Annotated in this window: 17 protein-coding genes; 14 read left to right on the top strand and 3 right to left on the bottom strand. The window is 60.8% G+C overall.

What is annotated here, in order from left to right; all coding sequences use genetic code 11:
- Positions 1 to 8 precede the first annotated feature (8 nt).
- Positions 9 to 1,529: an altronate dehydratase family protein gene (locus tag C0V73_RS16395; RefSeq protein WP_172450209.1), complete on the bottom strand. Its 1,521-nt coding sequence runs from the start codon at positions 1,527 to 1,529 to the stop codon at positions 9 to 11.
- A 234-nt stretch (positions 1,530 to 1,763) separates the two neighbouring features.
- On the opposite strand from C0V73_RS16395, the gene C0V73_RS16390 reads away from it, so the two are divergent.
- Positions 1,764 to 2,651: a GntR family transcriptional regulator gene (locus C0V73_RS16390; RefSeq protein WP_102021062.1), complete on the top strand. Its 888-nt coding sequence runs from the start codon at positions 1,764 to 1,766 to the stop codon at positions 2,649 to 2,651.
- Positions 2,652 to 2,654: 3 nt separating this feature from the next.
- Positions 2,655 to 3,743, top strand: coding sequence for a D-mannonate oxidoreductase (locus tag C0V73_RS16385; protein ID WP_102021061.1), 1,089 nt, complete (start codon positions 2,655 to 2,657; stop codon positions 3,741 to 3,743).
- A 10-nt stretch (positions 3,744 to 3,753) separates the two neighbouring features.
- On the opposite strand, the gene C0V73_RS16380 is transcribed toward C0V73_RS16385, so the two are convergent.
- Positions 3,754 to 4,677: a helix-turn-helix domain-containing protein gene (locus C0V73_RS16380; RefSeq protein WP_102021060.1), complete on the bottom strand. Its 924-nt coding sequence runs from the start codon at positions 4,675 to 4,677 to the stop codon at positions 3,754 to 3,756.
- Between the two features lie 151 nt (positions 4,678 to 4,828).
- Here C0V73_RS16380 and C0V73_RS16375 point away from each other — a divergent pair, with 151 nt between their 5' ends.
- The 10 genes from C0V73_RS16375 (at position 4,829) to C0V73_RS16330 (ending at position 17,188) form a co-directional block, all read left to right on the top strand.
- The gene (locus tag C0V73_RS16375; RefSeq protein WP_102021059.1) at positions 4,829 to 6,061 is read left to right on the top strand and encodes an extracellular solute-binding protein; all 1,233 of its coding nucleotides are present in this window, start codon (positions 4,829 to 4,831) and stop codon (positions 6,059 to 6,061) included.
- A gap of 88 nt (positions 6,062 to 6,149) precedes the next feature.
- Complete coding sequence (locus C0V73_RS16370) at positions 6,150 to 7,058, top strand: sugar ABC transporter permease (protein WP_172450208.1); 909 nt, start codon at positions 6,150 to 6,152, stop codon at positions 7,056 to 7,058.
- Entirely contained in the window at positions 7,058 to 7,909 is an 852-nt protein-coding gene (locus C0V73_RS16365) for a carbohydrate ABC transporter permease (protein WP_102021058.1), read from the top strand. The genes C0V73_RS16370 and C0V73_RS16365 overlap by 1 nt, the downstream gene beginning before the upstream one ends.
- Entirely contained in the window at positions 7,906 to 10,011 is a 2,106-nt protein-coding gene (locus C0V73_RS16360) for an alpha-galactosidase (protein WP_102021057.1), read from the top strand. The genes C0V73_RS16365 and C0V73_RS16360 overlap by 4 nt, the downstream gene beginning before the upstream one ends.
- Positions 10,004 to 11,095, top strand: coding sequence for a sn-glycerol-3-phosphate ABC transporter ATP-binding protein UgpC (gene ugpC, locus C0V73_RS16355; RefSeq protein ID WP_102021056.1), 1,092 nt, complete (start codon positions 10,004 to 10,006; stop codon positions 11,093 to 11,095). The genes C0V73_RS16360 and ugpC overlap by 8 nt, the downstream gene beginning before the upstream one ends.
- Entirely contained in the window at positions 11,095 to 13,026 is a 1,932-nt protein-coding gene (locus C0V73_RS16350) for a beta-galactosidase (protein ID WP_102021055.1), read from the top strand. The genes ugpC and C0V73_RS16350 overlap by 1 nt, the downstream gene beginning before the upstream one ends.
- Positions 13,027 to 13,145: 119 nt before the next feature.
- Positions 13,146 to 14,003 (top strand): SDR family oxidoreductase, encoded by an 858-nt coding sequence (locus C0V73_RS16345; RefSeq protein ID WP_102021054.1) that lies wholly within the window; start codon positions 13,146 to 13,148, stop codon positions 14,001 to 14,003.
- Positions 14,004 to 14,064: 61 nt separating this feature from the next.
- Positions 14,065 to 14,871 carry an alkaline phosphatase family protein gene (locus tag C0V73_RS16340; RefSeq protein WP_102021269.1) on the top strand — a complete coding sequence of 269 codons (807 nt, stop codon included), beginning with the start codon at positions 14,065 to 14,067 and terminating at the stop codon, positions 14,869 to 14,871.
- Between the two features lie 68 nt (positions 14,872 to 14,939).
- Entirely contained in the window at positions 14,940 to 15,656 is a 717-nt protein-coding gene (locus C0V73_RS16335; RefSeq protein WP_102021053.1) for an SDR family oxidoreductase, read from the top strand.
- The gene (locus tag C0V73_RS16330) at positions 15,650 to 17,188 is read left to right on the top strand and encodes a cryptochrome/photolyase family protein (protein WP_102021052.1); all 1,539 of its coding nucleotides are present in this window, start codon (positions 15,650 to 15,652) and stop codon (positions 17,186 to 17,188) included. The genes C0V73_RS16335 and C0V73_RS16330 overlap by 7 nt, the downstream gene beginning before the upstream one ends.
- Positions 17,189 to 17,201: 13 nt before the next feature.
- Here the strand turns inward: C0V73_RS16330 and C0V73_RS16325 are convergent, their stop codons facing one another.
- The gene (locus C0V73_RS16325; protein ID WP_102021051.1) at positions 17,202 to 18,947 is read right to left on the bottom strand and encodes a glucan ABC transporter ATP-binding protein/ permease; all 1,746 of its coding nucleotides are present in this window, start codon (positions 18,945 to 18,947) and stop codon (positions 17,202 to 17,204) included.
- 282 nt (positions 18,948 to 19,229) lie between these two features.
- Here C0V73_RS16325 and C0V73_RS16320 point away from each other — a divergent pair, with 282 nt between their 5' ends.
- The gene (locus C0V73_RS16320) at positions 19,230 to 19,967 is read left to right on the top strand and encodes a LuxR family transcriptional regulator (RefSeq protein WP_102021050.1); all 738 of its coding nucleotides are present in this window, start codon (positions 19,230 to 19,232) and stop codon (positions 19,965 to 19,967) included.
- A 117-nt stretch (positions 19,968 to 20,084) separates the two neighbouring features.
- A complete protein-coding gene (pyc, locus tag C0V73_RS16315; RefSeq protein ID WP_102021049.1) occupies positions 20,085 to 23,546 on the top strand; it encodes a pyruvate carboxylase in 3,462 nt (1,153 codons plus the stop codon).
- Positions 23,547 to 23,580: the final 34 nt, after the last annotated feature.

Below are 23,580 nucleotides of genomic sequence, written 5' to 3'. Positions count from 1 at the left end.
TGTCGAGGTCAGAGCGTGGCACCGAGGTGCCACGGCACGAATTCGTTATCGCCGTAGCCGAAGAGTTCGCTCTTCGTCTTTTGGCCCGAGGCGGTCTCGATGATCAGGTCGAAGATGTCGCGACCGAGACCCGAGACGCTGGCGTCTCCCGTGGCAATCACGCCGCAGTCGATGTCCATGTCCTCTTCCATCGACTTGTAGAGCGCGGTGTTGCTCGTCAGCTTGATGGAGGGCACAGGCCGAGAGCCGAAGCAGGAGCCGCGACCGGTGGTGAAGGCAATGACGTTTGCGCCGCCTGCCACCTGGCCGGTGGCCGAAACCGGGTCGTAGCCAGGCGTGTCCATGAAGACGAGGCCGTGTTCGGTGACGCGTTCCGCGTAGTTGTAGACGGCCGTCAGCGGTGAGCGTCCGCCTTTGGCGACGGCGCCAAGCGACTTCTCGAGAATGGTGGTGAGGCCACCCTTCTTGTTGCCCGGCGAGGGATTGTTGTCGAGGGATGCGCCATGCTGGGCGACATAGGCCTCCCACCAGGAGATCAGCCCATCGAGCTTGACGGCGACTTCTTCGTTGACGGCGCGGCTGCGCAGGAGGTGTTCGGCGCCGTAGATTTCCGAGGTCTCGGAGAGGATCGCCGTACCGCCGGCGCCGGCCAGAATATCGACAGCGACACCGAGGGCCGGATTTGCTGTGATGCCGGACAGGCCATCGGAGCCACCGCATTGCAGGCCGACAATGATCTCGCTGACGGAGATCGGTTCGCGGCGCATCGTGCCGACTTCGGCTGCAATCTCTTTCAGGATCGAAAGCGCGTTCTCGACGGCGCGGCGGGATCCGCCGGCGTCCTGGATATTGAAGTGACGTTTCGAAGCACCGGCGCCGCTCTGGCCGTAAAGCGTCAGCTGGTTCACTTCGCAGCCGAGGCCGACCATCAGCACGCCGCCGAAATTCACGTGCCTCGTGTAGCCGGCTATCGTTCTGTGCAACGTACGCATGCCGTCGCCGGTCGAGCTCATGCCGCAGCCCTGGTCGTGCACGATCGGGACAAAGCCGTCGATGCCCTCGTAATACGGCAGGATGGTGCGGTTCGCGGCATCCGCGATCGCCCGACAGACGGTGGTGGAACAGTTCACGCTGGCGATGATGCCGATGTAGTTGCGGGTCGCAGCGCGTCCGTCGGCGCGGCGATAGCCCATGAAGGTGCGGCCCTTGTCGGCAGCCGTCGCCGTTTCGGGCTGGGCGAGGCCGCTGACCGAGAGGCGATCTTCGTCGAAGGCGAGATTGTGGGAATGGACGTGGTCGCCGGCTGCAATGTCCGTGGTGGCCCGGCCGATCGCCTGGGCATATTTGACGACAGGCTCACCTTGGCGAATGGCTCGAACCGCCACCTTGTGGCCGGGATCAATCTTCGCCGCTGCCGGCGCGCCGCCCGGCAGGACATGCCCGGCTTCGATCGCAACAGTGGTCACGGCAACATTGTCGTCCTGCGACAGCAGGATGCAGGCTGGTTTCGACACCCGATGTTCTCCCATGCGTCCGGCGGTACCGGATCCTGTGTTTTGTCTTTTATCGGCAATAGACAGTTGCTCGTCAATAGGTATGATATCGATAAAGAACAATTTGCTCCAGCTCGGAGCGGGAGGAACACAAACCCTTGTCGAAGGACAGGAAGGCCGCCGCAATCGGTGGTTTCCATTGCGCGGGTCCGCATCTTGCGCCAAGAGGCAAAAGACCGAAGCGCCAGACAACATCAACCAGGCAGATCCATGGCCAAGCAGAACACCGTCTTCAAGGATGCTTACAACCGCACGCTGAAGCTGATCGAGGAAACGGACACGCTTCCCTCGGAGCCGGAGCTCGGCGGGTTGCTCAGTGTGAGCCGCACGACTGTCAGGGCCGTCCTGACGCGCCTCGGCGAGGCAGGGCTGGTTGCCTGGGACAAGCGGTCGAAGACGGTGTTGCGGCGGCCGGTTCAAAACGACTATTTCCCCGACGAGGAGACCAACTCTCTTTCTGACATCATCGAGCGCAGCTTCATGCGGCGCATTCTCGCTGGTGGCGCGCAGCCGGGCATGCAGATCAACGAGCTGGAGCTTGCCCGCGAGATTGGTATCGGCACCACGAGCGTGCGCGAATTCCTCATCCGTTTCAGCCGTTTCGGGCTGATCGAGAAGCGACCAAACAGCCATTGGGTGCTCAAGGGTTTTACCCGCGAATTCGCGCTGGAGCTGACAGAGGTGCGCGAAATGTTCGAGCTGCGCTCGGCGGCAAGCTTTGTCCATCTGGCCGAGGACCATCCGGCCTGGGAAGAGCTCCGGCTGGTTGAGGCGCAGCACCATGCGCTGCTGGCCGATATCGACAATCGCTACATGGACTTCTCAGAGCTCGATGAACGCTTTCACCTGCTCGTCCAGAAGGCCTCGAGCAATCGCTTCATCATCGATTTCTACGACATCATCACGATCGTCTTTCACTACCACTACCAGTGGAACAAGACGAATGCGCGGGCCCGAAACCAGCGGGCGCTGGAAGAGCATCTCGACTACATCGGCGCGCTGTTTTCGCGCGATGCCGGAAAGATCGAAAAGGCCTGCCGCCAGCATCTGAAATCGGCACGCGAAACGCTGCTGCAATCCATCCAGGAGCCTGCCTGAGCCATGACCACGCCCATCCTGCAATTCGGCACGAGCCGATTTCTCCAGGCGCATGCCGATCTTTTCGTCAGCGAGGCCATGGAGGCAGGCAAGGCATTGGGGCCGATTACTGTGGTGCAGACGAGCGGTGATCCCTCCCGGGCCGGGCGGATTGGCGCCTTGTCGGCGCCCGAGGGGTTTCCGGTCATCATCAGGGGTCTGGAAGACGGAAAGCCTGTGGAGCGGGAGTTGCGTGTGCGGTCGGTCAGTCGGTCGCTGTCCACGGCAACCAATTGGGACGAGGTGACGCGGATCTTCGTCGAAGAAGCGCGCGTGGTTCTCAGCAATACCGGAGACAAGGGTTATGCCCTGGTGGACGGCGACACGGTCGATGGCGTTCCGCGATCTTTTCCGATGAAGCTTCTGGCATTGCTGCATGCGCGTTTCCGCAGCGGCGGCATGCCCCTGACCATCTTGCCCTGTGAGCTGATTTCGCGAAACGGCGAGGTGCTTCAGCGACTGATCGTTGATCTCGCAAGCAGGCATATTCCCGACGCGATGTTCGTTTCCTGGCTGGCGGAGCGTGTCATCTGGGGGACCACCCTCGTCGACCGTATCGTCTCCGAGCCGATCGAGCCTGCGGGGGCGATCGCGGAACCCTATGCGATCTGGGCGATCGAGCGGCAGCCGGGACTGACCCTTCCCTGCGAGTATCCTTGCATCAGGCTCGTCGACGACCTGACACCGTATGAGAGGCTGAAGCTGCATATTCTCAATCTCGGCCATACGGTTCTTGCCGATCGCTGGCAGAGTCAAGGCCGGCCGGAGTCAGAATGCGTCAAGGACATTCTGGCCGATCCGGCGATCCGTGCTGAACTGGAGGAGATTTACCACGAGGAAGTCGTGCCCGGCTTTCGGGTGCATGGTCTCGGTGACGAGGCCGAGGTCTATGTGGCGACCACGATGGAGCGCTTTCTCAATCCCTATCTGGAGCACCGCCTGGCTGATATCGCCGGCAATCATGCCGAAAAGGTCGTCCGCCGCATCATCGGTTTCCAGGAATGGTGCCCGGATATGGCGATGCCCCGACTGTCAGCGATCGCGCGACGTTGATCCGGGGCGCTCAGGCCTGTGGCATGCCCTTCGAGCGCATGCGGCGACGGAAAGCCGTCGGCTTTTCGACAAAACGCTGGCTGAAGGCCTCGTAGAAGCGGGAGACCGACCCAAATCCGCTTTCGAAGGCGACGTCGGTGATCGACAGGTCGGTTGAAATCAGCAGGGACTGCGCGGTGTCCAGGCGGTGGCGGACAATCGCCTGGTTGATCGTGTGGCCGACGGCCCGCTTGAAGATCGACATGGCATAGTTTGGATGCAGACCGACGGCATTTCCGACATCATCGGCCGAAATGTTTTCCAATGCGTGTTCGGCGATGAAGCGCAGCATGCGCTCGATGTGCTCGACGCGCTCGCTGTCATTGGCGCTGAAACTGGCGATCGCCGAGCCTTCCTCACGGAGATCCCGCCACCCATCGCGCTCGATCCGGAGAACACGGGCTGTCAGTTCGTTGCGCACGATTTCGGTCAGGTTCTCGTCGCCTGCCAGGAGTTCCTCGCGCCAGCGCTGGAAAATGTCCCGATCCCAGGAGCGGATTTCCAAGGCCTCGATCATGGCGCCCCGGAATACGGCATCGCGGAAGCGGCTGAGATTGGCCAGTCCAAGGAAAACGGACATCGGCACGTAGAGGCAGACGAAACGAGTGCCTTCCCTGCGGTCGGTCACCTGGTGCGGGATCATGCCCCAGAAGAGGCAGAGGCGCCCCTCGTCGACCGTCAGCTCGCGTCCGTCGAACCAGTAGGTCATCTGGCCCGTCAGTACGAAGTTAAGCTCGATCTGGCTGTGCATGTGCGGCCCGGCCATGCGATGGACCGTCAGGCTCTCCCCCGCACAAAAGCGGTGGTCGCCGAAGATGACCAGCGGGTGTCGCGGGTCATGGTCGGGATGCACGGGGACCGATTCGTCCACCAACAGGGGCTTCACATGTTCCAAATCTTAGGATCCCGGAAAAGATCGGCAAAAACTCGGTAGATTATTACGGGTTTGAATCGGATGATCAAGATGAGCTGAGAATTCCGCTCCGGTGGGATCCGGGGCTTCAAGCTCGGCATATGCAATGCATAACGGTCATAGGGAGGAAAACATGACCTTTTTCAAAAGCCTGAGCAGCCTTGCTCTGGGTGCTGCCCTTCTGTCGTCCACCGCATTCGCCGGTGAAATCGTTCTCAATTCCGACCATTCCGATCCGGCGCCGAAGAAGGCGATGGAAGAATTGATCGCTGATTTCCAGAAGGCCAACCCCGACATCACGGTCAAGTGGAACAACTTCGACCACGAAGGCTACAAGTCCGCCATCCGTAACTTCCTGACCGCTGACGCTCCCGATGTTGCCGCATGGTATGCCGGCAACCGCATGGAGCCCTTCGTCAAGGCCGGTTTGTTCGAAGACGTCTCGGATGTCTGGGAAGCCAATGGTCTGAACGACCAGCTGAAGTCCGCTTCCGCCTCGATGACCATCGACGGCAAGAAGTGGGGCGTGCCCTACACCTATTACCAGTGGGGTATCTACTACCGTAAGGACATCTTCGCCGAACAGGGCATCGAGCCGCCGAAGAACTGGGCCGAATTCCTGGCCGCCTGCGAAAAGCTGAAGACGGCCGGTATCACGCCGATCACCATCGGCACCAAGGCCCTGTGGCCGACGGGCGGCTGGTTCGACTACCTGAACCTGCGCGTCAACGGCTACGAGTTCCACATGGAGTTGACCTCCGGCAAGGTTCCCTACACGGATCCGCGCGTGAAGGCCGTGTTCGAAAAGTGGGGCGAGTTGGTCAAGGCCGGTTACTTCAACGAGAACCATGCCGCGATCGACTGGCAGGATGCTATCCCGCAGATGGTCCAGGGCAAGGCTGCCATGTATCTGATGGGCAACTTCGCTGTCGCCACCATGAAGGACGGCGGCCTGAAGGAAGAGCAGATCGGCTTCATGCAGTTCCCGGAAATTACCGCCGGCATTCCGATGTCGGAAGAGGCTCCGACGGATACGTTCCACATCCCGTCGGGCGCGAAGAACAAGGAAGATGCGAAGAAGTTCCTCGCCTACCTCGCTTCGCCGGAAGCCCAGACGAAGATGAACGCGACGCTCGGCCAGCTGCCGGTCAACAACAAGGCCGAAAAGCCGGCGGATCCGTTCCTCAATGCCGGTTTCGAGATGCTGTCGAACGCCTATGCGCTCGCCCAGTTCTATGACCGCGACGCCAATGCCGAAATGGCAAAGGCCGGCATGGAAGGCTTCCAGGAATTCATGGTGAAGCCCGACGATATGGACCGGATCCTGGAGCGGCTCGAAAAGGTCCGCGCCCGCGTCCACAAGTAAGCCTTAGGGCTCCCTGCGCCGGGTGCTATGGGTCTCCCTGGGCCCATGGCATCCGGTTGCCGTTTTCCTTTCCCTCAGAGGTGCCGCCATGAGCAACACCGTTCCTTTGTCGTCCGGCTTCTGGAAGCGCAATCAGCAGACGCTTGCGCCCTTCCTCTTCCTGGCGCCCGGCATGCTGATGTTCCTGATCTACGTGCTGGTTCCGATCTTCGAATCGATCTGGATCAGTTTCCATGACTGGGATGGTCTCGGTGCGATGACCTGGATCGGCTTCGACAATTATGTCGAACTCGCCGATGACGACACCTTCTACACCTCGCTCTACAACAACCTGATCTGGCTGGTGCTCTACCTGCTGTCGATCCCGGCGGGGCTTGCAGTCGCACTCTTCCTTAACCAGACCGTCACGGGCATCCGGCTCTACAAGTCGCTGTTCTTCTTTCCCTTCGTGATCAGCCAGGTTGTCGTCGGCTTGATGTTCACCTGGTTCTACGCTCCGGATTTCGGCCTGTTTTCGAAGCTGACGGAAATGCTGTTCGGCGAACAGATCGCCGTTCTCGCCGACGAGCGCTATGTGACCTACGGCATCATCATTGCCGGGCTGTGGCCGCAGACGGCCTATTGCATGATCCTCTACCTGACGGGTCTCAACAACATCAATCCGGAGCAGGTGGAAGCCGCCCGCATGGACGGTGCCAAGGGGCTGAAGCTGCTCTGGTACGTGATCCTGCCGCAGCTGGCACCGGCAACCTTCATTGCCATGGTCGTGACGGTCATCGGTTCGCTGCGTTCCTTCGACCTCGTCTCCATCATGACCGCCGGCGGCCCCTACGGTTCGAGCTCGGTGCTCTCCTACTTCATGTATGAGCAGGCGCTCTCCGAATACGGCTTCCGCATGGGCTACGGCGCATCGATCGCGGTCGTGCTGTTCCTGATCATGATGGTCTTCATCTCGCTCTTCATCGTCCGCATGCTCGCCCAGGAAAGGAACGCCTGATGTTCCCCACTCCGATCCAGAAGGCCTCGCCCTTTGCGCAGACGGCCTACAAGATCCTGCTGCCGGTTGCCCTCTTCCTCTGGCTCCTGCCGCTGATCGGCGTCGCTATCACGTCGGTACGCCCGGCGGGTGACCTCGCGGCCGGCAATTATTTCGGCATCCCTTCCGGCTTTGCCGGTTTCGAGAACTATTCGGCAGTCTTCAACAACTCGCCGATCGGCTATTACATCCTGAACTCGTTCAAGGTGACGATCCCGACGGTCATTGGTGCGGTCGCGCTCTCCTGCCTCACGGGCTTTGCCCTTGCCGTTTACAAGTTCAAGGGCAATCTGGTCCTCTTCTTCTTCTTCGTGGCCGGCAACTTCATCCCGTTCCAGATCCTGATGGTGCCGGTGCGTGACATGACGCTGAGGGCCGGTCTCTACGACACGACGATGGGCCTCGTGCTCTTCCATGTCGCCTTCCAGACCGGTTTCTGCACGCTCTTCATGCGCAATTTCATCAAGGGCCTACCATTTGCGCTGATCGAGTCTGCTCGCGTCGAGGGCGTCTCGGAATGGCGGATCTTCCGCTACATCGTGCTGCCGCTGATGCGTCCCGCAATTGCAGCCCTCTCTGTGCTCGTCTTCACCTTTGTCTGGAACGACTACTTCTGGGCGACGGTTCTCGTGCAGGGTCAGCATGCCATGCCTGTGACTGCGGGTCTCTATTCGCTGAACGGCCAGTGGGTCGCCGCCTGGCATCTCGTCTCGGCCGGATCGATCGTTGCGGCCCTGCCGCCGGTCGCCATGTTTTTCCTGATGCAACGGCATTTCATTGCCGGCCTGACGCTTGGAGCGACCAAGGGATGAGCAAGATTGTCACCATCGATTCCGGCCAGCTGGCGCTGAGCCTTCGTCTGCCGGAGCTCGGCATGCCGGAAATCCTGTCCTTCGGGGCGGAGCCGGCAGACGCCGATCCTTTGTTCGAAATCGAACGTTCAAGCCGCGTCAACGGCATGGATGTGGCCGTGCCCTCGTCCGTTCTCCTGCCGACAGGCGGCATGGGCTTCTTCGGCTGGCCGGCGATTGCAGGGCATCGTGGCGGGCGTGATTTTGTCGCTCAGTTCGGCAAGTGGGAGTTTTTCCGCGACGGGCATCGCACCGTGCTTGCCGGTCTCGATCCGGTGGCCAAGCTGGCCATTTCGATCACGCTTACCGCCCATCCGTCTGGTCCCATTTCCATGGCGACGAAGCTCACGAACCGGGGCGAAACGGAGTACCAGCTCGACCGCTGCATGGCCGGCACGTTCCTCGCGCCTGCCGGCGATCTGCAGGTGATGAGCTTCACCGGCATCTGGGGTCGCGAATTCCAGACGCGGCGCGAGCTTCTCGGCAATGGTACCTGGATCCAGGAAAATCGTCGTGGCCGCACCTCGCATGATCGCTTCCCGATGCTGTTCCTCGAAAGCGAGACCCAGATCTTCGGCGTGACGCTCGGCTTCAGCGGCAACCACCAGATGGTGATCGACCGGACCGATGACGGACGGCGCCTCGTGCATCTCGGTGAGCTGTTCGAGCCGGGCGAGATCTTGCTTGGACCGGGCGAAAGCTATGAAAGCCCTGTTGCCTATGCCGGTGCCGATACGGAAGACTTCCACGCCTTCGTGCGCGAAGAGCTGACCACTTGGCCGGGCGGCCGCATGAGCCCCCGTCCGGTGACGCTCAATACCTGGGAAGGCAATTACTTCGACCACCAGATGGATTCGCTCAAAGCCCAGGCGACGGCTGCTGCCGAACTCGGCATCGAGCGATTCGTCTTGGATGATGGCTGGTTCGGCAAGCGTGACGACGACACGACGAGCCTTGGCGACTGGGATATCGATCCGCGGAAATATCCTGACGGTCTGAAGCCGCTGGTCGATCACGTGACCGGGCTCGGCATGCAGTTCGGCATCTGGTTCGAGCCTGAGATGGTGAACCCCGTTTCCGAACTCTACAAGGCGCATCCGGATTGGGCGCTGACGATCGAGGGACGTCCGATCCTGGAATCGCGTACCCAGCTGGTTCTGGACCTGACGCGTCCCGAGGTCTCCGACTATCTCTTCGGCAAGATCGATGCGGTGCTGTCCAACCATGCCGTTTCCTACATCAAGTGGGACATGAACCGCGATCTGACGCATGCGGCCGGCCGCGATGGCAAGGCGAAGATCGCGGCGCAGACGCGTGCCGTCTATGCGCTGATGGACCGCGTTCGCGCCGCGCATCCCAATGTCGAGATCGAAAGCTGCGCATCCGGCGGCGGTCGTATCGATTACGGCGCGCTCGCCCGCACGCATCGTGTGTGGACCTCGGATTGCACCGACGCTCTGGAGCGGCTCGAAATTCAGCGCGGCGCAACCGTCTTCGTGCCGCCGGAGATCCTGGGATCCCATATCTCCGCATCGCCGAACCATCAGACGGGCCGGCGTCACAGCCTGTCCTTCCGGGCGCTGGTCGCGCTTGCCTATCATCTCGGTGTCGAGCTCAATCCGCTGGAGCTTTCGGACGAAGAACGCGATGAACTGAAGGTCTATATCGAGGCCTACAAGCGTCTTCGCGGTCTCTTCCATGCGCCGGGCGCTTCCTTCCGGCTGGAGCCGCTCGACGGACGGTATGTCTGGGGTGCGGCAGGCGACGAGCGTATCGTCGTGATCGTGGCGCAGGGGCCGCAGATGGTGAGCGAACAGCCTGCACCGCTGAAGCTGCCCGAGAGCGTGACGCAGATCGGTGGGCGGTGGAGCATCTCCAAGATCCTCCCGGTCGAACCGGAATTCATCCGCATTTCCGAGGGGCAGAAGAGGCTTCTGTCAGGCGCGATCAGTTTCGATCTCGCCAATGCCGGCCTGTCCGGCCTGCCGCTGCCGATGCTGCGGCCCGAAAGCGCTTTGCTCCTCGAACTCATTCCTTCAAAGGGAGGCAATACCCATGGCTGACGTGAGCCTGCGCGGCGTCAAGAAACAATTCGGCGCCTTGAGCGTCATCAAGGGCGTCAATCTCGACGTGAAGGACGGCGAGTTCTGCGTGTTCGTCGGTCCGTCCGGCTGTGGCAAGTCCACGCTTCTGCGGATGATCGCCGGCCTCGAGGACATCACCGAGGGTTCGCTTGCGATCGGCGGTAAGGACATGACCAGCATCGGCCCATCCGAACGGGGTGTGGCCATGGTTTTCCAGTCCTACGCCCTCTACCCGCATATGACAGTCTCGGAAAACATCGGCTTTGGCCTGAAGATGACCGGTCATTCGAAGGCCATGATTGCGGAGCGCACGGCTGTTGCAGCCAAGCTCTTACAACTGGAGCCGCTTCTCGATCGGAAGCCCGGCCAGCTCTCGGGCGGTCAGCGCCAGCGCGTGGCCATCGGTCGTGCCATCGTGCGCAATCCTGAGGTCTTCCTGTTCGACGAGCCGCTCTCCAACCTTGATGCGGCACTTCGCGTCCAGATGCGCACGGAGCTTTCCAAGCTGCATCAGGACCTCAAGGCAACGATGATCTACGTCACGCATGACCAGGTCGAAGCCATGACCATGGCCGACAAGATCGTCGTGCTCTCGGCCGGCAAGATCGAGCAAGTCGGTTCGCCGCTCGAACTCTATCATCGCCCCAACAATCTCTTCGTTGCCGGCTTCATCGGCTCGCCGAAGATGAACTTCCTGAAGGTGCAGGTGTCTTCTGCCGAGGGTGCTGCCGTGGTCCGCCTGCCGGGCGCCGATATCTCTATCCCGACGCATGGGGCGAGCGTTCCAGCGGGTGAGATGACCTTCGGTCTGCGTCCCGAGCACATCGATGCGACCGGCAAGGGCGATGTCGTGATCGAAGCGACCGTCAAGCTCGCCGAGTATCTGGGCTCAGAGACGCTGTTCTTCGTCACGCTCGCCGATGGTTCGGAACTTTCGGTGAAGGCCGACGGCCTCGCCAGCGAAAAGCCTGGCCAGACGCTACGCCTCGGCATCAATGGCAAGGCCTGCCATCTGTTCGACAAGGACGGCAAGGCCGTCATCAATGGGGATCTGACACGATAATGCTGGGCGTCTGCTACTATCCGGAACACTGGGACGAAAGCCGGTGGCGAACCGACGCGCGCCGGATGCGCGACCTCGGCATTTCCTTCGTGCGCATCGGTGAATTCGCCTGGTCTCGTCTGGAGCCTTCGCGCGGCACGTTCACCTTCGAATGGCTCGACCGGGCGATCGATGTTCTGCACGAAGCGGGCCTGAAGGTCGTGTTGGGGACGCCGACCGCGACCCCGCCCAAGTGGCTGGTGGACGAATGCCCTGATATCATTCCTTATGACGAGCAGGGCCGCCCGCGCGGTTTCGGGTCGCGCCGTCACTACACCTTCTCGTCGGAGACCTGGTGGAAGGAAAGCTCCCGGATCGTCGAGATTGTCGCCAAGCGCTACGGGACCCATCCGGGCATCGTCGGCTGGCAGACGGACAATGAATACGGCTGCCACGACACGACCCTCTCCTGGGGCCCTGAAGATCTGAAGAGCTTCAAGCGCTGGCTGCGCCTGCGCTATCAGTCGACCGACCAGCTGAATGAAGCCTGGGGTTCGGTCTTCTGGTCGATGGAGATGAACAGCTTCGATGACGTGGCCCTGCCGAACCTGACTGTAACGGAGCCGAACCCGGCGACGCGTCTGGACTTCTGGCGCTTCCATTCGGATCAGGTCGCGGCTTACGACAAGATGCAGTGCGAGATCATCCGCAAGCATTCGCCGGGGCGTTGGGTCACCCACAACTTCATGGGCTTCGTCTCCGATTTCGACCACTTCAAGGTCGGCGACAATCTCGATCTCGCCTCGTGGGACAGTTATCCGATTGGTTTCGTCGAGAAGTTTCCGTTCACGGAAGAAGAGCGCAATCGCTGGGCCGAAACCTCGCATCCCGATATCGCGCCCTATCATCACGATCTCTACCGCGCCGTCGGCAAGGGTCGTTTCTGGGTGATGGAGCAGCAGCCGGGTCCGGTGAACTGGGCACCGTGGAACCCCGTGCCGAAGCCGGGCATGGTGCGTCTGTGGACCTGGGAAGCGCTGGCGCATGGGGCTGATGTCGTCAGCTATTTCCGCTGGCGTCAGGCACCCTTCGCGCAGGAACAGATGCATGCGGGCCTGAACCTGCCCGGCCTCGACGAGTGGTCGCCGGGCGGTCGCGAGGCCATGCAGGTCTCGGACGAGCTGGCCGCCCTCGGCGCGCTACCCGAGACGAGCCAGGCACCTGTCGCGCTGGTCTTCGATTATCAGAGCTACTGGTCGACGATGATCCAGCCGCAGGGCAAGGACTTCCGCTACGAGGAACTCTGCTTCCGCTGGTATGAGGCCCTTCGCCATCTTGGCCTGAACGTCGATTTCGTCCGTCCGGGCGCGTCGCTCGAGGGTTATCCGCTTGTTGTCGTGCCCTGCATGACGGAAGTAACCGAAGCAGCGCTGGTCGAGCTTGAAAAAGCTCGGGGTGTCGTCGTGATCGGTGCGCGCACTGGTTCGCGCGACCGCAATTTCCGCATCCCGGAAAACCTGCCGCCGGGTCCGCTCGGCAGCCTGACGGGCAATCGCGTGATCCAGGTGTCCTCCATGCGGCCGGGGCTTTTGGATGGCGTTTCCGGTGCGGTTTCGGGTTCTGCCATCCGTTGGCGGGAATATGTCGAGACATCGGCTTCGGTTCTCGCCACCTTCGAGAATGGCGATCCGGCGCTCACCGAGAACGGCAATGTTCTCTATCTCGCCTGCTGGGCGGATGCCGCTCTCCTGGCTGACGTGCTCGAGCTTGCAGCAAAGAAGGCAGATGTTCCGACGCTGCGGGTCCCAGATACGATCCGCATCCGTCGCCGCGGCGATCTCGTCTTCGCCTTCAACTACGGCACGGAAGACTGGACGCTCCCCGAGGGGGCAGTTCCGGTGCTTGGCGAGAGCGTGCTGAAACCGCAGGCCGTCGCCGCCTGGCGCGGGTAATTCCGAATGTTTGAAAGGGCCGGCGTCATGCCGGCCCTTTCCGTTTGTTGTGCGGCTCGCACGGAACTCATTCATCGCTCACCGGTTTGCCCTTGGACATCGCCAGAAGGAGCAAGCCCATGGCCGACTATCCGACACCCCCATTTTCGCAGAAAAAAGTCCCGATGCCGGGGCGCACCTCGGATATGACGCCGAGGCCTGACCATGGCGAGGAAAGTTACAAGGGGTCGGGCAAGCTCGAAGGGCTGAAGGCGATCATCACCGGTGGAGACAGCGGGATCGGTCGCGCCGTGGCCATCGCCTATGCCCGTGAAGGCGCCGATGTTCTGATTTCCTATCTCGATGAAGACGAGGACGCGAAGGAAACGGCTCGCTGGATCGAGAAGGCGGGGCGCAAGGCGGTGCTGGTCCGAGGGGATATCCAGAGTGCCGCGCATTGCAGGAATATGGTCGATACGGCGGCTCGTGAACTGGGCGGCATCGACATTCTGGTCAACAATGCTGCGCATCAGGCCACGTTCGACGAAATCACCGAGATCCCCGACGAAGAGTGGGAACTGACCTTTCGGGTCAATATCCACGCGATGTTCTATCTCACCAAGGCCGCCGTGCCACACATGACGAATGGCGGATCGATCATCAACACCGCTTCGATCAATTCCGACAGCCCCAATCCATCATTGCTCGCCTATGCCACGACCAAGGGCGCGATCCAGAATTTCACGGCCGGTCTGGCGCAGATGCTGGCGGAGAAGAAGATCCGTGCCAACACGGTGGCACCTGGGCCAATCTGGACACCATTGATCCCATCAACCATGCCGGAGGAGTCGGTGAAGAACTTCGGCAAGCAGGTACCGATGGGACGCCCTGGACAGCCCGCGGAATTGCAGACAGCCTATGTGATGCTGGCAGACCCGCTTTCGAGTTACGTCTCCGGTGCGACGATCGCCGTCACTGGTGGCAAGCCGATCCTCTGAGGGTTGTTGACCCAAACGACTGTCGCTTGCCTTTCACAGAAGGCGTGGCATGGTTCCGGCCATGCGCAAAGTGATCCTCATCGTTCTCGACGGGCTGCGTTACGACGTGGCTCGTACCTGTCTCGGCTATATGGAAGGCCTCGTTGCGGCCGGTCGGGCTGATGTCCGCAAGCTGACTTGCGAACTGCCTGCCATGTCCAGGCCACTTTACGAAACCTTGCTGACGGGACGTCGGCCCGTCGATCACGGCGTGGTCAGCAATGGGGTGGTGCGCCGGTCGAGCGGTGACAATCTCTTCGGCCGGGTCCGGGCACTGGGTAAGATCACCGCTGCGGCGGCCTATCATTGGGTCTCGGAACTCTATGTCTCCTGCCCGTTCGACCGCCATCGCGACCGGATCCTGATCGACGGTGCCGGCGACATAACCCATGGCCTGTTCTACTGGGATGACGCCTATCCGGACAGCCATCTCTTCGCCGATGCCGAATGGCTGATCCATGCCAAGGCGCCGAATTTTCTATTGCTCCATCCGATGAACGTCGATGATGCCGGCCACAAGTATGGCGGCGCCAGCGTCGGGTACCGAAATGCAGCGCGCCTGCAGGGCGACCTTCTTGCGCGACATCTGCCGGGCTGGCTTGAGGCCGGCTACACGGTGATCGTCACCGCCGATCACGGCATGGGTGACGACGGCAATCATGCAGGGCCGACGCCTCAGGAGACCGAAGTGCCGTTTTATACGGTCGGTTTCCGGCTTGGTCCCGATGTTGCGCTCAAGCAAACCGAGATTGCGGGACTCGTCTGCCGGCTGATGGAGATCGATCCCGGTCAGATGCCGGCCTTCCCGGGTGCCGTTGATCCCATCTGAGACAATCTGTTCCTGATCCGGTCGGGCTGCCTGCCGTAATGGGTAGCAATGACCTGCAGGAGTTTGCGATGTCCGACTTTTCTGGAATGACCTCCCTCAACCCCGGCTACCGTGCACTTGTGCTCGGGGCGAGTGGAGGGATCGGTGGCGCTTTCGTCGCGGCGATCAAGGCTGACCCCGCCTGTGGCTCCGTCGTTGAACTGTCGCGAAGCCGCGATGGCTTTGACATTACCGATGAAGCCAGTGTCAGCGCTGCCGCGGCTCGACTTTCCGAGGCGGAGTTGAAGTTCGATCTCGTCATCTGCGCCACGGGTGCGCTCGTGATCGACGGGAACGGTCCGGAAAAGACGATCAAGGCGATCCAGGCGGATGTGATGGCGGCGCAGTTTTCGCTGAACGCAATCGGACCGGCGCTGGCACTGAAGTATTTCGGACCTCTGCTTTCGAATGAAGGCAAGAGCGTATTCGCGACGCTTTCGGCGCGGGTCGGCTCAATCGGTGACAACAAGCTCGGCGGTTGGATTTCCTATCGCTCGGCCAAGGCGGCGCTCAACCAGATCACCCGCACGTCGGCCATCGAAATCGCTCGGTTGCGGCCGAAGGGCGTTGTCGTCACCCTGCATCCTGGTTCTGTGGATACCGGCTTTTCGGGGGGCTTTTCCAAGGGGCATGACCGGATCCAGCCGTCCGAGAGCGTGGCCATGATGCTCTCCGTTCTGGATCAGCTTGAGCCGGCTCAGACGGGTGGCTTTTTTGCCTATGACGGCCAGCCGATCGAATGGTGAAGCCTTCCCGCATTCATCTCGTCCTCGGCGATCAGCTCAGCCACTCGCTGTCTGCTCTTGCCGATGCCGATCCGGAGACCTCGCTCGTTCTCATGGCGGAAGTCATGAGCGAGGCGACCTACGTCAAGCACCACAAGAAGAAGATCGCCTTTCTCTTCTCCGCCATGCGCCATTTTGCGGAGGAGCTCAGAGAGAAGGGGCTTCAGGTCCGTTATGTCGCTCTGGACGATCCTAAGAACACGCAGAGCCTGAAAGGGGAGCTGGTCCGCGCGCTCGCAGACACGGCGGCAGCGTCCGTCATTGCGACGGAATGTGGGGAGTGGCGTCTGGCGGAGGATATGCGCGGATGGGAGGCCTCCCTCGGTGTGCCGGTCGAAATCCGGGACGATGACCGCTTTCTCTGTTCGATCGAAGACTTCCGGGAGTGGCGCAAGGGCCGCAAGCAGCTGCGCATGGAGTATTTCTATCGCGACATGCGCAGGCGTCACCGGGTGCTGCTGGAAGGCGAGGATCCTGTCGGCGGCAAATGGAACTACGATGCCGAGAACCGCAAGCCCCCTGCCGAGGGGCTGAAGGGGCCGAAGCGGATCAGCCACGCCAAGGATGCGACCACGACATCCGTTCTGGCGATGGTCGAACAACGCTTTGCCACGCATATGGGCTCGCTCGAAAGCTTCCATTTTGCGGTGACTGCTGCCCAGGCCGAGAAAGAGCTCCAGCAGTTCATCGACGAGATCCTGCCGACTTTCGGCGACTATCAGGACGCGATGGTGAAGGGCGAGCCCTATCTCTACCACTCGCTGATCTCATCCTACGTCAATGCCGGTCTGCTGCTTCCGATCGACGTCATACGGCGCGCGGAGGCGGCGTGGTTCGAGGGACGGGCGCCGCTGAATGCCGTCGAGGGTTTTATCCGGCAGATCCTCGGCTGGCGTGAATATGTGCGCGGCATCTATTGGACCGAGATGCCCGACTATGCCGGCCTCAACCATCTCTCTGCTTCGCGTCCGCTGCCGCAGATGTACTGGACGGCAAAGACCGACATGGCCTGTATGGCGGGTGCCATCGGCGATACGATCGAACACGCCTATTCGCATCACATCCAGCGGCTGATGGTGACCGGCAACTTTGCCATGCTAGCCGGGATCGATCCGGTGCAAGTCTGCGAATGGTATCTTGCCGTCTATTCCGATGCCTATGAGTGGGTCGAACTGCCAAACACGCTCGGGATGGCGCTCTATGGCGATGTCGGCATCATGGCGAGCAAGCCCTATGCGGCGAGCGGCAAATATATCGACCGGATGAGCAATTTCTGCGGAGGCTGTCGCTACGACCCGAAACTGACGACAGGCCCGAAGGCCTGTCCGTTCAATGCGCTCTACTGGGATTTCCTCGATCGCAACACAGAGAAGCTCGCGCGCAATCCGCGGCTCTCGAACATGTATGCGACATGGCGGCGCATGGATCCTTTCAAGCAGGACGCCATCCGCAAGCACGCCGCTCAGGTGCTGGAGACCCTCGATACGCTCTGAGCGGTGGCGCCGTTCAGATCGCGGGGCTCGGCTCCTCCTTGAGCAGGCCGCTGGTCCTCAGAAGTGAAGTGAAGCGGCCACCGAGCGCGCTCAGCTGTTCGTAATTGCCCATTTCGATAACTCGGCCATGGTCGAGGAAGACGACGAGGTCGGCTTCGCGGATGGTCGACAAACGGTGGGCGATGATGAAGGTCGTGCGGTTCTTGCGCAGCCGGTCAATGGCCTGCTTGACGCGGGCTTCGGTTTCGACGTCGAGTGCGCTGGTTGCTTCATCGAGCACGAGGATGGGGGCGTTCTTCAGGATCGCGCGGGCGATCGCAATGCGCTGGCGCTCGCCGCCCGACAGGCGGTTGCCGCGCTCGCCGACATGGGTGTCGTAGCCGATCATGCGGCTTTCGATGAAGTCGGTCGCTGCGGCGGCCTCTGCCGCCTGGATGATTTCTTCCTCGGTGGCGTCCTCGCGTCCCAGGCGGATGTTTTCCCGGATCGACCGGTTCAGCAGGCCTGCATCCTGGAAGACGGTCGCGATCGCATGGCGCAGTGACTTGCGGGTCACCTTGGCGATGTCCTGGCCGTCGATCAGGATCTGGCCGGCTTGCGGATCATAGACCCGCTGCAGGAGATTGATCAGCGTCGTTTTACCGGCTCCGGTCGGGCCGACGATGGCGACAGTCTGGCCTGCACCGACATGGAAGGAAATGTCGCGTACGCCCTGCGTGGTAGATGCGAAATCGAAGCAGACATCGCGGAATTCGACGTCGCCGCGAACCTGCTTGAGTTCGCTGGCGCCGACGCGTTCTTCGCGCTCCTGCACGGCGTCTTCCAGCTTGTAGAAGTCCTCGAGCTTGGAGCGCGCTTCAAAGATCTGGTTGATGAACGTGATCATCTGATCGAGACGCGCGATCAGCAGACCGGCAAAGCCCGTAAACGCGATGATGTCGCCAACCTTCAGCTCGCCTCGCTGAACCAGCAGCGTACCGATGACGAGGATGACGAGCATGGACAGGGTGGAGGCGATGCGGTTCAGCGCGCCAGCGAGCGCCCACCAGTCGAGGACCGGATACTGGGCCGAGAGCAGGCTCGTCGTATACTGCTTGAGCGCGCGCGTTTCCGCTTCGATCCTGTTGTAGCTGTGCAGCACGGACACGTTGCTGATCGAATCACTCACATGGGAAAAGACCGTGTGATAGTGGCTCTCTACGGAGGCCTGGCCTTCCTTCGTCCGGTTCATCACCATCTTGCCGATGATGACATAGAGGACCGCCAGCACGATCAGGACCGATGTCAGCCGCACGTCCATCGAGAAGGCCGTGGGGATGAGCAAGGCCAGCGCCACGGCGGTCGCCAGATGTGTGCGCATGAATTCAAGCCAGAGGCCGAAGAGCGTCTCGCCGGCACGCAGCAAGGTGTGAAGGGCGTTCGAGGTGCCCCGCTGGTGATGCCAGCTGAGCGGCATGGAAATGATCTTTTCGAAGGAGTCCGTCAGAAGGTCCGCGCGTCGACCGTGGGCCAGACGGTCCGCCTGTCTCGCCACGAGCACATAGGCGACCGTGTTGAAGACGCCGAAGCAACCCCATGCGATGAGGATGGTCGATGCATCGCGCTTTTCGGAGATCGCATCGATGATGCGTCCGAAAAGAATCGGCTCCAGAATCGTAATGACTGCGAGCACGACGTTTGCGGCCACCACAAGCGATACCCGCAATCTGTAGCGTGCAAGATATTTCAGAGCCTTGAAATAAACCTGGAGCAGGGACAAGCTGTGTTACCTTCGTGTTCGTTCTCGGTATGCGCCAAGACACTGTCTGGCCCGGTTGTTCCGCCGGTGTGGAGGATGCCTAATGCTACAGCGGATCCTCTGCAAGATCCCGAGCGTGCGGAGCGGGTCGACCACAGCGATCGCAGGTCAGAGTCGGCAGCAGGCTTTAAGCTTCCCATAACGCAATTTGACGATAAATGTTCATATTGCTCCGGGTGGTTGAAAAAAACGCTGCTCGTGGCTTTTTAATGGTATTTTAGCTGCGCATTTTGGAGAGACTTTGTGAACATCAATCAATTGCTGCATTTTTTGGTCATCGTTGATGAGTGCCGGACAGCGGCGGAAGTCATTACAGCGCTTGAGAAATTGGTTCGGTCCTACGGGTTCGACTATTATGGTGTGGTTCGGCAACCAAAACCGGACGAGAATCCGATGGAACTGGTGTTGACCGGGGTGTGGCCGGAAGGGTGGCCGCAGCTTTACATCGCGAAGAAATATGTGCTGATCGATCCGACGATCCGCTATCTCGGCCAAGCCCAAGCCGGATTCCGCTGGCGGGAAGCGCTGCATGCCTTCCGTGCCGATCCGCACCGGAAGCGTATGGAGCGGATGCTCGCAGACAGCGTGCGTTTCGGACTGGTGGATGGATATATCTTCCCCGTTCATGGACGCACCGGGCTTCTCGGCAACATGACTGTTGGCGGTCGCCCGATCGATCTGTCTCCCACCGAAGTCACGCTGTTTGATGCAGTCGCGAAGAAGGCTTACTGGCGCCTGCTCGAATTCAAGTTTGCTGGTGAGATCGAGCCTGCGAAACCGATCGATACGCGCATGACCCGGCGTGAAATGGAAGTTCTGAACTATCTCGCGGATGGGCTGACCTCCAACGAGATCAGCAAGATCCTGAAGATATCCAATCACACCGTCGACTGGTACATGAATGGTATTCAAGACAAACTAAATGCAAAAAATCGCCAGCATGTGGTTGCCCTGTCGTTTCGCCTCGGTCTGGTGACATAAGCAAGGATTGAATCTTTCACCGGCCGTCCAAGGCAAATTGAACTTCCTAAAACAACGCGCTATGACTTTTCTTCGCAGGTGCACAATGCCCTGGCATATCGTTTTGGGGAGATCGAATTGCCAATATCCAAGATCCTTGTCGCCAACCGTTCGGAAATCGCGATCCGCGTCTTTCGCGCCGCCAACGAGCTCGGTCTGAAAACGGTCGCCATCTGGGCCGAGGAAGACAAACTCGCGCTGCACCGCTTCAAGGCGGACGAAAGTTATCAGGTTGGTCGTGGCCCGCATTTGTCGAGGGATCTCGGACCGATCGAAAGCTATCTGTCGATCGAGGAAATCATCCGCGTCGCCAAACTGTCCGGCGCGGATGCCATTCATCCGGGCTACGGTCTTCTGTCGGAAAGTCCCGAATTCGTGGACGCCTGCAACGATGCAGGTCTGATCTTCATCGGTCCGAAGAGCGATACGATGCGGCAGCTTGGCAACAAGGTTGCCGCCCGCAATCTGGCGATCAGCGTTGGCGTTCCGGTCGTGCCGGCAACCGATCCGCTGCCGGATGACGAAGGTGAGATCCATCGGTTGGCGGCAGAGATCGGCTATCCGGTCATGCTCAAGGCCTCCTGGGGCGGTGGCGGTCGCGGCATGCGCGCCATTCGCGATCCCAAGGACCTGCTGCGTGAGGTCACGGAAGGCAAGCGCGAGGCGATGGCCGCGTTCGGCAAGGACGAAGTCTACCTCGAGAAGCTCGTCGAGCGCGCCCGTCACGTCGAGAGCCAGGTACTCGGCGATACGCATGGCAATGTGGTTCATCTCTTCGAGCGCGACTGCTCGATCCAGCGCCGTAACCAGAAGGTGGTCGAGCGTGCGCCGGCACCTTACCTGAACGAAGCGCAGCGCCAGGAACTGGCCGATTATTCACTCCGGATCGCCAAGGCGACCAACTATATCGGTGCCGGAACCGTCGAATATCTGATGGATGCCGACACCGGCAAATTCTACTTCATCGAGGTCAATCCGCGCATCCAGGTCGAGCACACCGTTACGGAAGTCGTGACTGGCATCGATATCGTGAAGGCGCAGATCCACATCCTCGACGGTCACGCGATCGGCACGCCCGAATCTGGTGTCCCGAAGCAGGCTGATATCCGCCTCAACGGTCATGCCCTGCAGTGCCGCATCACCACGGAAGATCCGGAGCAGAACTTCATCCCGGACTACGGCCGCATCACCGCCTATCGTTCGGCGGCCGGCTTCGGCATCCGTCTCGACGGCGGTACCGCCTATTCCGGCGCGATCATCACTCGTTATTACGACCCGCTGCTGGTCAAGGTGACGGCGTCGGGCAGCACGCCGCAGGAAGCGATCAGCCGCATGGACCGCGCGCTGCGCGAGTTCCGTATTCGTGGCGTGGCGACCAACCTGACCTTCCTCGAAGCGATCATCGGCCATCCGAGCTTCCGCGACAATTCCTACACGACACGCTTCATCGATACGACGCCGGAGCTGTTCCAGCAGGTGAAGCGCCAGGACCGCGCGACCAAGCTTTTGACCTATCTGGCCGACGTGACGGTCAACGGGCACCCGGAAGTGAAGGGGCGCCCGAAGCCGCCGGCCGACGCCGCCGAGCCGGTCGTTCCCTATATCGATGCCGAGATCAAGCCTGGCACGAAGCAGCTGCTCGACGAGCTGGGTCCGAAGAAGTTCGGCGACTGGATGCGCAATGAAAAGCGTATCCTGATGACCGACACGACCATGCGCGATGGTCACCAGTCGCTGCTGGCCACACGCGTTCGCACTCACGATATCGCAAAGATCGCCGACACCTATGCGCGGGCTCTGCCGAACCTCTTCTCGCTGGAGTGCTGGGGTGGTGCGACCTTCGATGTTTCCATGCGCTTCCTGACGGAAGATCCGTGGGAGCGTCTCCAGCTGGTGCGCGAAGGTGCGCCGAACCTGCTCTTGCAGATGCTGCTGCGCGGCGCAAACGGCGTCGGCTACAAGAACTATCCCGACAATGTGGTGAAGTATTTCGTTCGTCAGGCGGCCAAGGGCGGGATCGATCTCTTCCGCGTCTTCGACTGCCTGAACTGGGTCGACAACATGCGCGTGTCGATGGATGCGGTCATCGAGGAGAACAAGCTCTGCGAGGCGGTGATCTGCTACACGGGCGATCTTCTGAATTCGGCGCGTCCGAAGTATGACCTGAAGTACTACACGGCACTTGCCGCCGAGCTCGAAAAGTCCGGCGCGCATATCATCGCCGTGAAGGACATGGCCGGCCTTCTGAAGCCGGCTGCCGCCAAGGTGCTGTTCAAGGCCCTGCGTGAAGCCACCAGCCTGCCGATCCACTTCCACACGCATGATACTTCCGGCATTGCTGCTGCGACGGTGCTTGCGGCTGTCGAAGCCGGTGTCGATGCGGTGGACGCTGCCATGGATGCCTTCTCCGGCAACACTTCGCAGCCCTGCCTTGGCTCGATCGTCGAGGCCCTGCGAGGCTCAGAACGCGATCCGGGTCTCGACCCGCACTGGATCCGTCGCCTGTCCTTCTACTGGGAGGCTGTCCGCACGCAGTACGCGGCCTTCGAGAGCGATCTCAAGGGTCCGGCTTCGGAAGTCTACCTTCACGAAATGCCAGGTGGTCAGTTCACCAACCTCAAGGAGCAGGCCCGTTCGCTTGGTCTCGAAACCCGCTGGCACGAAGTGGCCCAGGCCTATGCCGATGCCAACCAGATGTTCGGTGACATCGTCAAGGTGACCCCGTCCTCCAAGGTCGTTGGCGATATGGCACTGATGATGGTGAGCCAGGATCTCTCCGTGGCCGACGTCGAAAATCCGGCCAAGGACATCGCTTTCCCGGATTCGGTTGTCTCCATGCTGAAAGGCGATCTCGGTCAGCCTCCGGGTGGTTGGCCGGAAGCGCTGCAGAAGAAGGTGCTGAAGGGCGACCAGCCCTATACGGCCGTGCCCGGATCGCTGTTGCCGCCGGCTGATCTCGATGCCGAACGCAAGGTGATCGAGGAGAAGCTCGGTCGTGAGGTCACGGATTTCGAGTTCGCCTCATATCTGATGTATCCGAAGGTCTTCACGGACTATGCGCTGGCCGCCGATACCTACGGGCCGGTCTCGGTTATCCCGACGCCGCAGTATTTCTATGGTCTGCCCGCTGGCGAGGAGCTGTTCCTCGATCTGGAAAAAGGCAAGACCCTCGTCATCGTCAATCAGGCGCTTGGCCATACCGACGACAAGGGCATGGTCACCGTGTTCTTCGAACTGAATGGCCAGCCGCGCCGCATCAAGGTGCCGGATCGCGCCCATGGTGCTTCCGGAAGCGCCGTCCGCCGGAAGGCGGAAACCGGCAATACGGCGCAGCTCGGTGCACCGATGCCCGGTGTGATTTCGCAGGTGTCCGTCTCTGCCGGCCAGACCGTCAAGTCCGGCGATGTGCTGCTCTCGATCGAGGCGATGAAGATGGAAACGGCGCTGCATGCCGATCGTGACGGGACGATTTCGGAAGTGCTCGTCCGGATCGGTGACCAGATCGATGCCAAGGATCTGCTGATCGTCTATTCGGCCTGATCCTTTCCCAAACTGCTCAAAAGAAAAGAGGCCC

Origin of the sequence: Rhizobium sp. TH135 (assembly GCF_002855515.1) — a bacterium.
GTDB lineage: Bacteria > Pseudomonadota > Alphaproteobacteria > Rhizobiales > Rhizobiaceae > Allorhizobium.
The sequence above is the reverse complement of the archived record's forward strand: the minus strand, read 5'-3'. Positions and strand labels throughout refer to the sequence as shown.

What these genes read in the sequence shown, in the direction of transcription:
- C0V73_RS16395 (WP_172450209.1), bottom strand. Translation starts at nt 1,529, where the DNA reads ATGGGAGAACATCGGGTGTCGAAACCAGCCTGCATCCTGCTGTCGCAG.
- C0V73_RS16330 (WP_102021052.1), top strand. Translation starts at nt 15,650, where the DNA reads ATGGTGAAGCCTTCCCGCATTCATCTCGTCCTCGGCGATCAGCTCAGC.
- C0V73_RS16390 (WP_102021062.1), top strand. Translation starts at nt 1,764, where the DNA reads ATGGCCAAGCAGAACACCGTCTTCAAGGATGCTTACAACCGCACGCTG.
- C0V73_RS16360 (WP_102021057.1), top strand. Translation starts at nt 7,906, where the DNA reads ATGAGCAAGATTGTCACCATCGATTCCGGCCAGCTGGCGCTGAGCCTT.
- C0V73_RS16385 (WP_102021061.1), top strand. Translation starts at nt 2,655, where the DNA reads ATGACCACGCCCATCCTGCAATTCGGCACGAGCCGATTTCTCCAGGCG.
- C0V73_RS16370 (WP_172450208.1), top strand. Translation starts at nt 6,150, where the DNA reads ATGAGCAACACCGTTCCTTTGTCGTCCGGCTTCTGGAAGCGCAATCAG.
- C0V73_RS16340 (WP_102021269.1), top strand. Translation starts at nt 14,065, where the DNA reads ATGCGCAAAGTGATCCTCATCGTTCTCGACGGGCTGCGTTACGACGTG.
- C0V73_RS16350 (WP_102021055.1), top strand. Translation starts at nt 11,095, where the DNA reads ATGCTGGGCGTCTGCTACTATCCGGAACACTGGGACGAAAGCCGGTGG.
- ugpC (WP_102021056.1), top strand. Translation starts at nt 10,004, where the DNA reads ATGGCTGACGTGAGCCTGCGCGGCGTCAAGAAACAATTCGGCGCCTTG.
- C0V73_RS16335 (WP_102021053.1), top strand. Translation starts at nt 14,940, where the DNA reads ATGTCCGACTTTTCTGGAATGACCTCCCTCAACCCCGGCTACCGTGCA.
- C0V73_RS16345 (WP_102021054.1), top strand. Translation starts at nt 13,146, where the DNA reads ATGGCCGACTATCCGACACCCCCATTTTCGCAGAAAAAAGTCCCGATG.
- C0V73_RS16365 (WP_102021058.1), top strand. Translation starts at nt 7,058, where the DNA reads ATGTTCCCCACTCCGATCCAGAAGGCCTCGCCCTTTGCGCAGACGGCC.
- C0V73_RS16375 (WP_102021059.1), top strand. Translation starts at nt 4,829, where the DNA reads ATGACCTTTTTCAAAAGCCTGAGCAGCCTTGCTCTGGGTGCTGCCCTT.